Source organism: Salinirubellus litoreus, assembly GCF_037335815.1.
Taxonomy (GTDB): Archaea; Halobacteriota; Halobacteria; order Halobacteriales; family Haloarculaceae; genus Salinirubellus; species Salinirubellus litoreus.
The window spans coordinates 1673558-1687097 of sequence record NZ_CP147841.1; the positions used below are offsets into that span (position 1 = coordinate 1673558).

At 69.4% G+C, this 13540-nt stretch carries 14 protein-coding genes; 6 read left to right on the forward strand and 8 right to left on the reverse strand.

The window, feature by feature from the left end:
* Window positions 1-43: 43 nt before the first annotated feature.
* Together nreA and WDJ58_RS08185 are read left to right on the forward strand one after the other, a co-directional pair.
* A complete protein-coding gene (gene nreA / locus WDJ58_RS08180) occupies window positions 44-1312 on the forward strand; it encodes a DNA repair protein NreA (protein WP_338917178.1) in 1269 nt (422 codons plus the stop codon).
* A gap of 429 nt (window positions 1313-1741) precedes the next feature.
* Window positions 1742-1978 carry a hypothetical protein gene (locus WDJ58_RS08185; protein WP_338917179.1) on the forward strand — a complete coding sequence of 79 codons (237 nt, stop codon included), beginning with the start codon at window positions 1742-1744 and terminating at the stop codon, window positions 1976-1978.
* A gap of 85 nt (window positions 1979-2063) precedes the next feature.
* On the opposite strand, the gene WDJ58_RS08190 is transcribed toward WDJ58_RS08185, so the two are convergent.
* Window positions 2064-3317 carry an NAD(P)/FAD-dependent oxidoreductase gene (locus tag WDJ58_RS08190; protein ID WP_338917180.1) on the reverse strand — a complete coding sequence of 418 codons (1254 nt, stop codon included), beginning with the start codon at window positions 3315-3317 and terminating at the stop codon, window positions 2064-2066.
* 217 nt (window positions 3318-3534) lie between these two features.
* Here WDJ58_RS08190 and WDJ58_RS08195 point away from each other — a divergent pair, with 217 nt between their 5' ends.
* Together WDJ58_RS08195 and WDJ58_RS08200 are read left to right on the forward strand one after the other, a co-directional pair.
* Window positions 3535-4134 (forward strand): DUF6149 family protein, encoded by a 600-nt coding sequence (locus tag WDJ58_RS08195; protein WP_338917181.1) that lies wholly within the window; start codon window positions 3535-3537, stop codon window positions 4132-4134.
* 51 nt (window positions 4135-4185) lie between these two features.
* Window positions 4186-4686, forward strand: coding sequence for a cupin domain-containing protein (locus tag WDJ58_RS08200; RefSeq protein ID WP_338917182.1), 501 nt, complete (start codon window positions 4186-4188; stop codon window positions 4684-4686).
* A 65-nt stretch (window positions 4687-4751) separates the two neighbouring features.
* Here WDJ58_RS08200 and WDJ58_RS08205 read toward each other — a convergent pair whose 3' ends face one another.
* The gene (locus WDJ58_RS08205; protein ID WP_338917183.1) at window positions 4752-6128 is read right to left on the reverse strand and encodes an NAD(P)/FAD-dependent oxidoreductase; all 1377 of its coding nucleotides are present in this window, start codon (window positions 6126-6128) and stop codon (window positions 4752-4754) included.
* A 95-nt stretch (window positions 6129-6223) separates the two neighbouring features.
* Between WDJ58_RS08205 and WDJ58_RS08210 the strand changes: the two genes are divergently transcribed.
* Window positions 6224-7102 carry a homoserine kinase gene (locus WDJ58_RS08210; RefSeq protein WP_338917184.1) on the forward strand — a complete coding sequence of 293 codons (879 nt, stop codon included), beginning with the start codon at window positions 6224-6226 and terminating at the stop codon, window positions 7100-7102.
* A 250-nt stretch (window positions 7103-7352) separates the two neighbouring features.
* Here WDJ58_RS08210 and WDJ58_RS08215 read toward each other — a convergent pair whose 3' ends face one another.
* The 6 genes from WDJ58_RS08215 to WDJ58_RS08240 all read right to left on the reverse strand — a co-directional run bounded on the left by WDJ58_RS08215 (window position 7353) and on the right by WDJ58_RS08240 (window position 12424).
* Window positions 7353-8459 (reverse strand): permease, encoded by a 1107-nt coding sequence (locus tag WDJ58_RS08215; protein ID WP_338917185.1) that lies wholly within the window; start codon window positions 8457-8459, stop codon window positions 7353-7355.
* A 2-nt stretch (window positions 8460-8461) separates the two neighbouring features.
* On the reverse strand, window positions 8462-8842 hold the full coding sequence (locus WDJ58_RS08220) for an ArsR/SmtB family transcription factor (protein WP_338917186.1): 381 nt from the start codon (window positions 8840-8842) through the stop codon (window positions 8462-8464).
* A 269-nt stretch (window positions 8843-9111) separates the two neighbouring features.
* Window positions 9112-10059, reverse strand: coding sequence for an alpha/beta fold hydrolase (locus WDJ58_RS08225; RefSeq protein WP_338917187.1), 948 nt, complete (start codon window positions 10057-10059; stop codon window positions 9112-9114).
* A gap of 62 nt (window positions 10060-10121) precedes the next feature.
* Window positions 10122-11231: a methylmalonyl Co-A mutase-associated GTPase MeaB gene (meaB, locus tag WDJ58_RS08230; RefSeq protein ID WP_338917188.1), complete on the reverse strand. Its 1110-nt coding sequence runs from the start codon at window positions 11229-11231 to the stop codon at window positions 10122-10124.
* The gene (locus tag WDJ58_RS08235; RefSeq protein WP_338917189.1) at window positions 11228-11644 is read right to left on the reverse strand and encodes a cobalamin B12-binding domain-containing protein; all 417 of its coding nucleotides are present in this window, start codon (window positions 11642-11644) and stop codon (window positions 11228-11230) included. The genes meaB and WDJ58_RS08235 overlap by 4 nt, the downstream gene beginning before the upstream one ends.
* A 114-nt stretch (window positions 11645-11758) precedes the next feature.
* Complete coding sequence (locus WDJ58_RS08240) at window positions 11759-12424, reverse strand: metallophosphoesterase family protein (RefSeq protein WP_338917190.1); 666 nt, start codon at window positions 12422-12424, stop codon at window positions 11759-11761.
* 400 nt (window positions 12425-12824) lie between these two features.
* Here WDJ58_RS08240 and WDJ58_RS08245 point away from each other — a divergent pair, with 400 nt between their 5' ends.
* Window positions 12825-13514, forward strand: coding sequence for a DUF420 domain-containing protein (locus tag WDJ58_RS08245; protein WP_338917191.1), 690 nt, complete (start codon window positions 12825-12827; stop codon window positions 13512-13514).
* Window positions 13515-13540: the final 26 nt, after the last annotated feature.

The following is a 13540-nucleotide window of genomic DNA, read 5'->3' on the forward strand; positions in this document are numbered from 1 at the left end:
TGCCCCCGAGCGATTGAAACCCCCGGCGGTCGTAGCGAGGGTAATGCGGCTGGACGACTACCTCGAGGGGTTCGAACGGGACGAGCAGGCCGACCTCCGCCGGCTCGCCGAGGAGAAGTCCTACGCCATCACGGACCACATCGAGGACGTGAAGACGCGGTTCGACGAGCGGCTGAGCGGCGAGTCGCTCGTCGGCTCGACCTCCCCCTCCATCTTCGTCGGCCGGTCGAACTATCCCACGGTTTCGACGGGCCTGCTCTCCCCCGTCGGCGACGAGGAGAACGCCGCCGACTACACGACCAGCGGCCGGTGGTACCGCGACGGCTTCTCCATCGACGACGTGTTCCAGCGCCGGACGGGACTGCTCAACTCCACCCGGTCGGCGGACGTGAACGTGAACGACGTCTGGGACGGCTTCGTCGGCGTCCAGCGCGAGGTGGCCATCGCCGACCGGCCCGTCGGCGTGGAGCTCGGCCTCGACGGCCGGCCCGAACTCGACCTCGAGTCGTCGATCGACGACGTCGGCGCGCCGACCGGCCCCCGCGCGAGGGCACGGAGCGCCGAACTCACAGAGAACCCACACGTCCCCCGCGCGGTCGAGAAGACCCTTTCGGACGACGACTGGCGCGCGGAGGGGGCGATCAACTACCTCTACCGACGGGGGTTCGACGTCTACGAGATCGACGACGTGCTCTCGGCGGGGGCGCTCGGCCGGTCGGAGGAACGACGGCTCGTCCCGACGCGCTGGTCGATCACGGCCGTCGACGACACCGTCGGCCAGTTCCTCCGGGGGACGATCCGCAACGCCCCCTCGGTCGACACCGTGGAGGTCCACTACAACGAGTACGTCGGCAACCAGTACTGGGTGGTGCTCGCGCCGGGGGACTGGGAGTTCGAGCTCGTGGAGATGAAGGCTCCGGGGAGCATCTGGAACCCCGACGCGGAGGGCTCGTACTACGTCGCGGCCGACCGCGAGGGCTACGAGGGCCGGACGGAGTACGTCGACGAGACGGCGGGGGCCTACTACGCCTCCAGACTGGGGGTGCTCGAGGAGCTCGCCGACCGCGGCCGACAGGCGAAGGTCCTCGTCCTCCGACACGCCTCCGAGGAGTACTGGGCCCCCGTCGGCGTCTGGCAGATCCGCGAGTCGATCCGCGACGCCTTCGATGGCGAGCACGGCGAGTCCGAGTCGTTCCACGACGCGATCCGGGAACTCGACGGTCGGTTACCGATCCCGTGGAACAACCTCAGGCGAAAGTCGCGGATGGTCGCGGGGCTCCAGTCACGGCTCGTGGAGTTCGCTGACGACTGAGTTCGGTGTGTCTCGTTGGGGTTGAGCAGACCATCGGGTGGGACTGAAAGGGGCTGGGTTCTCGGCGAGCGAGACGACGCAAGCACTGCAACGAGCGAAGCGAGTGAAGCGCGCAGCGAGTCGCAGCCGCCGAGAACCCAGGGGCTTTCGAGCTGTTCCTCTCGCTTCAGCCCTGAGTCCGTCGAAAACAGCTCGAAAGCTCTCCGATAGCTACGCTCCCGCGACTCGTTGCGGTCCTCGTCGCTCACTTCGTTCGCTCCTGTGGTCCTTACATCGTCGGGGTTCGCGTAGCATGGGTTGCCGGCTCCGCCGGCAACCGCATAGCGTGGCGGCGAAGCCGCCACGCGCGGCCCCTTTCAGCCTCACCCGATGCCGTCCCTCCGGTGCTACACCTGAAGATTGATAGGTCCGGGGAAACGGACCCACGATATGGTCCCCCCACTGCTCGATGCGTTCGTCCCCGCGTTCCCCGGCATCCCGGGCGGTCCGGAACTGCTGATCATCCTCCTGATCATGGTCGTCCTGTTCGGACTCCCGCTCGTCCTGATCGTGGGCGCGGTGTTCCTGGGCTGGAACGTCCTCGGATCGCGGGGCGAACGGGTCGAGGAGCTCGAATCGCGCGTCGAGGAACTCGAGCGGGAACTGGAGCGAGAGCGCCAGGACTGAGGGATCGTCGCCGCGGAACCGGAGAGGAGAGATGGGAGATGGGAGCGTCCGTCGGGGACCGCGTCGTCGTCCCGCCCCGTCCGCGTTACTCGGCCTGCGCTTCGGGCGCTTCGAACTCCTCGACGGGGATCTTCTCCTCGACGAGGAGCTCCTCCTTGCCCGAGACGTCGACCTGTTCGCGGGCGAGGCGTTTGAGCGCCGACTGCGGCGAGAGGTCGCCGATGAGGACGCCGCCGATGACCCTGCCGTCCTTCAGCGCGACGCGCCGCCACTCGGTGTCGGAGTACTTCCGCTCGACCTCGTCGTCGCCGAGCGTCGGGTGACCGAACGAGAGGAACGGGAAGTCGAAGTGGGTGATGGAGTACGAGGAGACCCACTCGAACCGCTCGGCGGGGTCGTCCCAGTCGGCGACCATGTTCGCGCCGGCGACGCTCCCCTGCTCCTTGGCGCTACCCCACGCGCCGTTCTGGGCCCGCTCGCCGAGGATGACGTCGTGGAACTGCGTGATGTCGCCGGCGGCGTAGACGTCCTCGACGTTGGTACGCATGTACTCGTCGGTGACGACGCCGTCGTCGGTCTCGATGCCGGATCCCCGGAGGTACTCGGTGTTGAAGTTGAGCCCGATGGCGACGCCGACGAAGTCCGCCTCGAACCGCTCGCCGTTCGGGTCGACCGCCGCGACGACCTTCCCGTCGTCGTCGGTCTCGAAGTGATCGACGCCGGAGTCGAAGACGGGTGTGACGTTCCGCTCGCGGAGCGCGTCGTGGATGATCTCGGCACCCTCCTCGGAGAGCGCGTAGCGCCACCAGGCCTTCCCGCGCATCAGGTAGTGGGCGTCGAGTTCCTGGGCGGCGGAGATCGCCGCGAGGTCGATCCCCAGCAGCCCGGCACCGACGACGACGCCGGTGTCGGCCCGCTCTGCGTGTTCCTTGATACCCCGGGCGTCCTCGAACGTCCAGAAGTGGTGGACTCCCTCGGCGTCGGAGTTCTCGACGGGGAGCTGCGTCGGCGTCCCTCCCGTCGCCACGAGGAGCTTGTCGTACTCGTAGGTGTCCCCGGTGTGGGTGTGGATCTCCTTGGCCTCGGTGTCGACCTCGGTGACGTGCGTGTTCAGTTCGAGGGCGATATCGCGTTCCTCGTACCAGGAGGGGTCGTGGATCGAGATGGGTGCCTCGGGGAGCTTCCCCTTGGCGAACTCCTTGATGAGAATGCGATTGTAGAGCGCCTCCCCCTCCTCCGTGATGACGGTGACGTCGGCGTCGGGGTCCGCCTCTCGGATGGTCTCCGCCGCGGACGAACCGGCGATACCGTCGCCGATTATCACGTACGACGCGGTCATATAATCCGCAGGTTACGGCGCGGGCCTAATGGGAGTTGCTATCCGTACATCACGGTCGTTAAGACGGGGGTCGTATCGCGGGCCCGACCCCCGGCTCACGGCCCCGCTGTGCCGTGGTACTACGACACGTGACGGGTGCGACGATCCCTGTCTCGGTCTCGGGGAGGGAACCGCCGGAGACGGGACGTTCAAGGGTGTCGCGACCCAAGAGCCGGGCATGAAGATCCGGCAGAACCTCCGTCACTGGGCGGCGAAGAAGGCGCTCACCACGCCGGTCGTCGGCGAGTTCGCCACCGAGAAGCTCGTGGACATGCACACGGACATCTTCCTCGGGAAAGCGCACGAGGCCCGCCGTGAGGAACGCCGGGCACACCTCGACGACTTCTTCGACGCCACGATGGACACCTACGTCGCGGCCCTCGAAGCCGGGATGCCCGAGGCCGAGGCCCGCGAGATCACCCACGTCCAGGCCAACTTCGACTTCTTCAACCACGGCTGGACGGAGATGATGGAGATCCCGGCCGACGAGTTCGAGGCACACTTCCGGCGCTACGAGTCGTTCTTCAAGCGCCACGGTATCACCGTCGACGACCCGCTCGGAGCGTTCCGCCCGCCGGGGGGTATCGCCGAGGCCCCCGCGACCCCGGAGAAGCTCGACGACCCCGAGTACGAGAACGCCATCGCGGGGTTCGCCGACGACGTCTACGTCGACACACCCGAGGGACAGTTCGTCGGCCGCGGGACCGACGAGCCCGCGGACGTCGACGTGAGCCAGGCCCCGGGGATGGGCGACGCCGACGAGACGAACGCGGACTGAGCGGCGCGAGAACCGAGGAACCGTTTTGTGGTGCCCGGTCGCCGCCCGGGTATGGAGCGGGTACGCGTCGACGACGTGGAGAACGACGTCCAGCCGGCGGCGGTGATGCGCAAGCTCACGAAACCGCTCGGCCTGACCGACCTCGCGATCAACTACTACGAACTCGAGCCCGGCGACAGCTTCTCGTTCGCATATCACAGCCACGGCGTCCAGGAGGAGGTGTTCTACGTGATCGAGGGGACTGCCACGTTCGACACCGACGAGGATCCCGTCGAGGTCGACGCGGGCGAGGCGATCCGGTTCGACCGCGGGGAGTTCCAGCGCGGGTGGAACCGCGGCGAGGAGCGGGTGGTCGCGCTGGCGCTCGGCGCACCGCTCGAGTACGGCGAGCAGGTGAAACTCCGGGACTGTCCCACCTGCGGGGAGCCGACGGACAACCGGCTCGAACGGGTCGACGGGGACGGCGAGGAGATCGTCGTCGCGTACTGTCGCGAGTGCGGGACGGAGACCGGTCGGTGGTACCGGGGGTCGATGGACGGGGAGGTGCCCTGAGGGCCTCGCTCCCCTCGGCGGTGGCCGAGCTATCGTTCGCCGGCGCTTTTACCCCGCGTGTCGACTCACTTCCGACCGAGAATGCGGTCGGCACACTCGTACCCCGCGACGACGCCGCCGTTGAGCGACCGCTCGGGGTACTGCGCCCGCGAGGCCATCCCCGCGTAGTAGAGCCCGTCGGTCACCTCCGGGAGGTCGTACGGCACGACCATGTCGAGGTAGCCCCGCTCGTAGATGGGTGCGGTCCGGGGGTTCCGCGCGATCTTCATCCAGTTCACCGAGCCGCGGTCGAACTGCGGGTAGAGGTCCTCGATGCCGTCGAGCCACGTCTCGCGGACCTGCTCGTCGTCCATCCGCCAGAGCGCCTCCTCGGGGGACTGGATGTAGCTGGCGACGTACAGGAGGTGTTCGCCGCCGTACCTACCCGGTGAGACGAAGTTGGTGTGCTCGATGAGCGCGCCGAACGGGGCCTCGTCGGCGATGTTGAGCCAGTAGGTGTCCATCAGGGACTCGTCCATCGAGACGACCGCACAGACCGACCCCTGGAAGTCGATGGCACACTCGTAGCCCGTCAGCGATTCGAGGACGTCGGGCATCGTCGCGACCACGACCGCGTCGACGTCGTGGGTCTCGGTCCCCGTTCGCGTCTCCTCGCCGGTCGCCCGCGAACTCGCCGACCCGCCGTCGGCGGCCGTCGCGTCGTCCTCGTCACTCGTCTCGACGGTCATCGACTCCACGCCCTCCTCGAACGAGAGCTCCGTGACCCGGGCCCCGGTAGTGACGTTCTCGCGCCCGACGGCGTCGACGAGCGCGTCCAGCAGGACGCCGAACCCACCCTGGAAGTAGCCCAGTTTCTCCCCGCGCAGGAGGTCGCGCTCGCCGCGGAACTTGATGCGTCCCAGGAGCCAGGCGGCGCTCACGTCGTCCTTGCGGTCGCCGAACTTCGCGCGCAGGAGCGGCTCGAAGAAGTAGTCGTACACGCCGCGAGTCGTGTGTTCCAGCAGGAACTCCCTGATCGGGACGTGCTCGTAGGCTTCGAGGTCCTCGTAGGTGTCGAATTTGGGTACGCCGCCGCGCACGTCGACCTCGAGCGTGAGCATCCCCAGCCTGAACTTGTCGTAGATCGAGAGGTGGGGGTAGGCGGCGATCTCCCACGCCGTGTTGAGGGGGTGTTCGACGCCGTCGACGTAGTAGGCGTCCCCCCCGTAGCGCCACTCGACGCGGTCGCCGACGCCGAGGTCCTCCGCGAGGTCGACGATGGTCGTCTCGTTGGCCGAGAGGTGGTGGTAGAACTTCTCGATGCGGTCGCCGGCGGTGTCGTAGGTGGCGGCGAGCCCGCCCACGCTCCCGCTCGCCTCGAACACCTGTACCTCGTGGCCGGCCTCACGGAGCCGGTGGGCCGCGGCCAGCCCCGCGATACCGCCACCGACGACGCCTATCATGCCCGCGAGTCGCTCGCGCCGAGGGATGGGTCTTTCCGTTCGTCCCCCGACGCACGTTCGGGTACATTTATCCGACGGCTGGCGCTACCGCGGGTATGCTGACCGTCCGGGCCCCGGCCACGAGCGCGAACCTGGGGAGCGGGTTCGACGTCTTCGGCGTCGCGCTCGACCGCCCGGCCGACGTCGTCCGGGTCTCGAAGGCCGACCGGACGACCATCTCGGTGACCGGCGCGGGGAGCCAGTTCATCCCCGAGGACCCGGAGAAGAACACGGTCGGTGCGGTCGCGGAGGCGCTGGACGCGCCCGCACACATCCGTATCGACAAGGGCGTCCGCCCCGCCTCCGGGCTCGGCTCCTCGGCGGCGAGCGCGGCCGCCGCCGCCGTCGCGCTCAACGAACTCTACGACCGCGGGCGGACCCGCGAGGAGCTCGTCCCGATCGCCGCCGAGGGCGAGGCCGTCGTCTCGGGGGCCGCCCACGCCGACAACGTCGCCCCCTCGATCCTCGGCGGGTTCACCATCGCCCGCGAGGACGGCGTCACGAGCGTCGACGCCTCGATTCCCCTCGTCGCGTGCCTCCCGGATATCGTCGTCTCGACCCGGGACGCGAGGCGAGTGGTCCCCGACGGCGCGCGGATGGAGGAGGTCGTCGAGACGGTCGGGAACGCCGCGACGCTCGCCGTGGGGATGGCCCGCGGCGACCCCGAACTCGTCGGGAGGGGGATGGCCGATCCGGTGGTCACCCCGTCGCGTGCCGAACTCATCGAGGGCTACGCGGCGGTCCGCGAGACGGCGTTCGACGCCGGGGCGACCGGCGTCACCATCAGCGGGGCGGGCCCCGCAGTCCTCGCAGCGTGCTACCCCGGACGGCGGAGGGAGATCGCGGCCGCGATGGTCGACGCCTTCGACGACGCCGGCGTCGACGCCCGCGCCTACCAGACGGGGATCGGTCGCGGCGCGGAGGTGTTCCGATAGTGGCCCTCGGCGGTGTTCGCGGGTTCGGTCCCGGGTTTTCGGGAGCCGTTCGCTCGTGGAGCGCCGAGCACCGTCGGCCCTTCGGCCGGCGACGATAATCACGACGGAACGACGGGCACGGTGCCTCGCCTCGGCTGACGCCCTCACGAGAGGGCCGTCGAGCGGGGCTCATACGGACGGTTGTAGTCTTTTACCGGTCACCGACGACCCAGTGCGGGCGGTGACCGGTAAATCGTTACAACAGTCCGTATCAGACGAGGACGGCGTTGAGCAGGAGACCGACGGCAGTCCCGATGACGACGACGGTCCCCGCGTAGACGGCCAGCAGCCGCCGCTCGAACAGCCGGCTCAGGAGGACGAGGTTCGGGATGCTCACGCCGGCCCCGCCGACGACGAACGCCAGGACGGTGCCGATGGGGATCCCCTGCTCGCTCAGCGAGGCGGCGATGGGCAGCATCCCGCTCATGCTGACGTAGACCGGCGCGCCAGCCAGCGCCGCGAGCGGGACGGCGACCGGGTTCTCCGGTCCGAGCACGCCCCGGACCACCTCGACGGGCACGACGCCGTGGATGAGCGCCCCGGCGGTCATCCCCAGGAGGAGGTACGGGAACGTGTCGACGAGGAACGCCCAGGCCTCGCCTGCGGCTGTCCCGACGCGATCTCGGTGGGTCCGTCCGACGGGCTCGGCGCTGCTCGCACAGCCACCACCGTCGACGGCGTCCCCGCACTCCGAACGGCGGGCGGTTCCACCGTCGGTCCGGCAGCCCCGCCCGACAGCCCCTCCATCCGGCCCGCAGCCACCGGTTCCACCGTCCGCTTCGACTGACCCACCCACCTCGGCGGCCACGTCCGGTTCGGTGGCCCGTCCGGCATCGAACACGGACAGGTCCTTGACGTGGTCGTCGAGGCCGAGCCGACCGACGACGATGCCGCCGACCACGGCGGCGGCGAACGTCGCGAGGACGTAGAGGGCGGTCACCCTGACGCCGAACAGCCCCAGGAGGAGGACGACGGCGATCTCGTTGACGAGCGGCGACGCCAGCAGGAACGAGAACGCCAGCCCGAGCGGTGCTCCGGCCTGGAGGAGCCCGGCGAGCGCCGGGACCGTCGAGCACGAACAGAACGGGGTGACGGCACCGAAGGCGGCCGCCGCGACGTTTCCGATCCCCTCGTCGTATCCGCGGAGCCGCCGCTCGACCGCCTCCGGGGGCAGGTACTCCCCCGCGAGACCGACGAGGAACGACCCGCCGACGAACAGCGGGACGAGGACGACCGCGAGGTGGACGAAGAACGCCAGCGAGTCGAGGAGCGCGCTCTCGGTTCCCGGAGGGAGGTCGAGGAAGAGCGGGGAGCTCACACTCATTCCTCCGTTCGAGTCTCCATCCTCGTCTCGTCGAGGAACCGGAGCAGGCGCTGTGCGTGGGGGGTCGCGGTGTAGTACCGCCACCGGCCCTCCTTCCGCCGTTCGACGAGCCCGGCACCGAACAGCCGGGAGAGCGCCTGACTGACCGCGCTCTGACTCACCCCGAGCGCCGGCTCTAGCTCGCAGACGCAGACGGGATCCTCGGCCTCCGCGACGAGCCTGAGCGCCTCGTACCGCGTGTCGTTCCCGAGCGTCGAGAGGACCCGGACGTCCGCGGCGACCTCCGCCTCCATCAGGGAGTGCGCGAGCGCCGACCCACCGGCCTCCCGGGGACCCCGACTACCGTTCGACGTTTCGCTCTCGTTCTGCCCAGTCATTTTAGTAATTGCTAATATATGCATTCACTAATATAGTGGTTACGGTCCCGGCGCTCGCTGTCGAGGATGCTCTGCGGTCGGGGCGGAATCACAGCGCGAGACGGCTAGCTCGGCGACTCGGACGCGGTTCGACACCCCGATCTCGGCCCCAGAAGGCGTCGGAACCCCGGCCCGCCACGGCCGGCGGGCGCGTGCCGGCGTCGAGCGGTTCGGATCCACCTCTGTGGTCCCGCCCGTTCCCACTGCCCGGTCGCGGTTTCGCCGCCGGTTCAGCCGTCGGTGGCAGTCCCCACCGGTCGGAGGTGCTCCCGGATCGCCTCCAGGAACTCCTCGGGGTACTCCGCGTGGGGGAGCAGGTCGGCGTCCTCGACGACGAGCAGCCGCGCGCCGGCCGCCCGGGCGATCTCCCTCCCCCGATCGAGCGGCGGGAGGTCGGCCTTCCCGCCCCAGACGACGGTGACGGGCTCGTCGACGTCGGCGAGCGCCGCCCCGAGGTCGAAGTCGAGGTCGAGGAAGCCGCTCACGAACGAGGCGGGCGCGTACCGAGCGCCTGGCTGGTGGGCCGTCCGCCAGTCGTACTCGACCCACTCGTCGGTGACGTGGGCCTCCTCGGCGAAGCCGTGGTCGACGAGGAAGTACCGGATCGAGGGCTTGGAGGTGAGGAGGTTGTAGAGCCCCTCGCCGACGACCGGCGAGCGCAGCAGCGACCGGAGCCACACTCTTCTCCCCGGTATCGTCGACGCCGTTGGACAGACGAGCACGAGCGAGCGGAACTCGACGGACTCGGCGGCGCGGGCGGCGTAGGCCCCCGAGAGCGAGGAGGCGAGGACGGTCGCGTCCTCCGTCAGGTCCCGGGCGAAGTCGGTGACGAACGTGACGTAGAGCGATCCGGAGTAGAGCAGCGGCGGCCGGTCGGAGTGGCCGAACCCGGGCATATCGGGCGCGAGGACGTGGTAATCCTCCGCGAGAGCGTCGACGACGTGGCGGAACTCGTGGCTCGACGCCGCGGCGTTCATCCCGTGGAGCAACAGGAGGTCCGGGTCGTCGGGGTCACCGGCCTCCGTGTAGGCGACGTCGACCCCGCGCCAGCGGTAGGTCTCGGGTTCGCGGCCGAGCGGCGGTTCCAGCTCCCCCGGCTCGCGCCGGAGCGCGCGGTTGGCCAGCGCCGCCGCGCCGAGACCGATGCCCACGCCGGCGAGGGCGGTCCTGAGTCGCATACCCGGTTCGAGAACCCGCCGTCGCTTATACGTGGTGCCGGCGCGGGCAGGCGGATGTCGGGCTACGAGCCGTCCTCGCCCGTCCGCCCTCGCTCCTCGACGCACTTCCGGAGGGGTTCGAGCACCTCGTCGGCCACGGTGTAGGGATCCGTCTCGCGGTCCATCACGGCGTCGACGTACGCGTCGAGCCCGCCCTGTGCCTCGATCTCGCGGGAGGCCAGTCGGGAGGTGTCCTCCCGTAGCAGGGTCCGTATCTCCTCGGCGTACCTGGTTCGGGTCTTCCCCTCCAGCCGCCCCGTGCGTTCGAGCCACTCGCGGTGGTCGGCGAGCGTATCGAGGAACTCGTCGATCCCCTCCCCGGACTTGGCGACCGTCTCGAGGACCGGCGGCTCCCAGGTGTCCGGTTCACCCTCGCCCCCGTCGTCCCCACGGTCTCCGCCGCTCTCGCCGTCGCCGTCGTAACTCGCCTCCGCGCCGTGGTGACCGGCGAAGGAGGGCGAGTCGTCGCGCATCCGGACCATCTCGCGTAGCTCCATCACCATCCGGTCGGCCCCGTCCATGTCGGCCTTGTTCACGACGAGGACGTCCGCGATCTCGAGGATGCCGGCCTTGAGCATCTGGACGTCGTCGCCCGAGGAGGGCGGGACGAGCACCGCGACGGTGTCGGCGGTCGAGACGATGTCGACCTCGTTCTGACCCGCGCCGACCGTCTCGATGATGATCCGGTCCTTGCCGAAGGCGTCGAACGCCTTCACCGCGTCCGTCGTCGCCGTCGAGAGCCCTCCCAGGGTGCCCCGCGCGGACATCGACCGGAAGAACACCTCCATGTCGCCGACGTTGGAGGCCATCCGGATGCGGTCCCCGAGCACCGCCCCGCCCGTGAACGGCGAGGAGGGGTCGATGGCGATCACGCCCACGGTGAGCCCGCGCTCGCGGTACCGGGCGGCCATCTTGTCGACCAGCGTGGACTTGCCGGACCCGGGTGAGCCCGTGATGCCGATCACCTCCGCGCTCCCGGTGTGGGTGTGGAGCTGCGAGACGAGTTCCCGGTAGCCCGGCGAGCGGTTCTCTATCTTGGAGATGACCCGCGCGAGCGCCCGGTGTTTCCCGTCGAGCAGTTCCTCGATGAGGTCCGGGTCGGCGGTCTCGCTCGCGCTCTCGCCCCCGCTCATCGCTCGGGGGCGTTCTCGCGGACGAACCTGACCGTCTCCTCCATCGTCGCGCCGGGACCGAAGATCTCCGCGACGCCCGCCTCCCGGAGCGCCTTCCGATCGTCCTCGGGGACGATCCCGCCGACGATGACGAGCGTGTCCTCGAGGGCGTCGTACTCCCGGAGCCCGTCGAGTATCTTCGGGACGAGCGTGTTGTGCGCCCCCGAGAGGATCGAGATGCCGAGGACGTCGACGTCCTCCTGGACGGCGGCCTGGACGATCTCGTCCGGTGCCTTGTGCAGTCCCGAGTAGATGACCTCGAACCCGGCGTCGCGGAACGCCCGCGCGATGACGTGTGCGCCGCGGTCGTGCCCGTCGAGGCCGACCTTCGCGACGAGACACCGGATGGTCCGCTGCTCCTGCTCCGTGCTCATGGGTGGGAGTAACGGCCACGCTCGTTTGACTCTAACGGAGGGACGGACGTTCTCAGGCCTGTTTGGACTGATTCAAGCTCGCTTGGATTCGGGTCCCGCTCGGCTCCATCACGGTCACTCCCCGCGTTCGAGCCGCGCCGCCGTCCGCTCGGGTAGCCCGGTCTCCCGGATCGCCGCCTGTACCCGATCGACGTCGTACTCGACGCGGTGGAGGTCGGCGGTCATGGTGCCCGTATCGACGACGGCGAACGCCGCGCGCGGGTCGCCGTCCCGCGGCTGCCCGACGCTCCCGGGGTTCAGGACGAGGCGGCCGTCGACGGTCGCCTCGTGCTGGACGTGGGTGTGTCCGAGGATACAGGCGTCGTAGTCGTCGAGGTACGGCCGGATCGCGGGGAACTGGTGCGGGCGGACGTACTGGTCGACGTGCTCGGGGTGATCGTGAACCATCAGGATCCGGCCGTCGGCGAGGTCGACCTTCCGGGGGAGCGAGAGCACCCACTCCCGCCGGTCGCCGTCGAGTCGCCTGTCGGCGAGTTCGAGCCCCGCGTGGGCCATGTGGTTGGCCCGGTAGCGCTCGGGGGTGTCGACGTTCCGGTCGTGGTTCCCCCGGACCGTCGCCTCGCAGGCCTCGCGCACCCGGTCGACGCACTCGGCGGGCCAGGGGTTGTAGCCGACGACGTCGCCGGCACAGACCAGCCGGTCGACCGGCGGCATCGCCTCCAGCACCCGTTCGAGCGCCACGAGGTTGGCGTGTACGTCGGAGATGACGCCCAGTCGCATGGGGAGGGCTTTGATGCGAGGACGCCTACGTCTTCGGGTCCGGAGTGATGGTTCGCGGCTGAATCTACTGGACGTTCGAGTCCTGACATCACCTCGAAAGCCCCCGGCCCCTTTCATTCCCACCCACACCGGCTGGTCGGTCAGCCATCGTCGGGCGGGAGTGAAAGGGGCGAACCGCTGGAGGAAGACGGGCGGCGAAAGCACGCGGCCGTAAGGGAGCGCGCCGCAGCGAGCCCCTTGACCCCAGCGGTTCGGGGTTTTGAGGTGGTCCTGGCCGATGCTACCTCCTCCGATGTCCCGTATCGGTAGCGACCCACCATTCCAGACGATCGATCAAAAGTCGGTACGTCCTCTAGCCGGAAGCGAAGCCGACATACCCCGTCCGCTCGAACCCGCATATATGGCTACCGCGTCATCGGACGGGCCGGTCGGGGTCGTCCGCGAGCACCCCCTGGGGGTGACGGCCGCCCTCTCGGTGGTCGGCTACGCCCTCGTCGGCGGGGCGTTCGCGGGCGTGCTCCCCATCTTCCCCCCGCTCTCGGACGCGACGGTGGTGCTGTTCTCGGACGCCATCGCCGTCGTCAACTCGCTCGCACTGACCTCGCTGCTCGTCGGCTGGTACTTCATCCGGAGCGACGACGTCCGACGACACCGCGCGGCCATGGTGACCGCCTTCGTCCTCATCTGCCTCTTTCTCGTGCTCTACCTCTGGAAGGTCGGCGGCGGGTTCGAGAAGTCGTTCGTCGTCCCGGAGGGGGCGTTCCTCGCCGCCTACGCCGGGATCGTCGAACCGGTCTACCTGGTGATGCTCGCGATACACATCTTCCTCTCCGTCGTGAGCGTCCCGGTCGTGCTGCTCGCCATCGTGCTCGGGCTCACCCACACGCCCGCCGAACTCCGTGACACGCGACACGCGCAGGTGGGCCGTATCGCCGTCCTCGCGTGGTCCGTCTCGCTATTCCTGGGTATCGTGACGTACTTCATGCTCAACCACGTCTACGGCTGGGTGCCCCGCGGCGAGGAAGCCCTGCTCCTGCTCCTCGTCGCTCCCCGGCCGCTCCGTGCCGCCCTCGATTGCGAGGAGGACTGACTCGCCCGGTTCGACCTCCCGTCGTC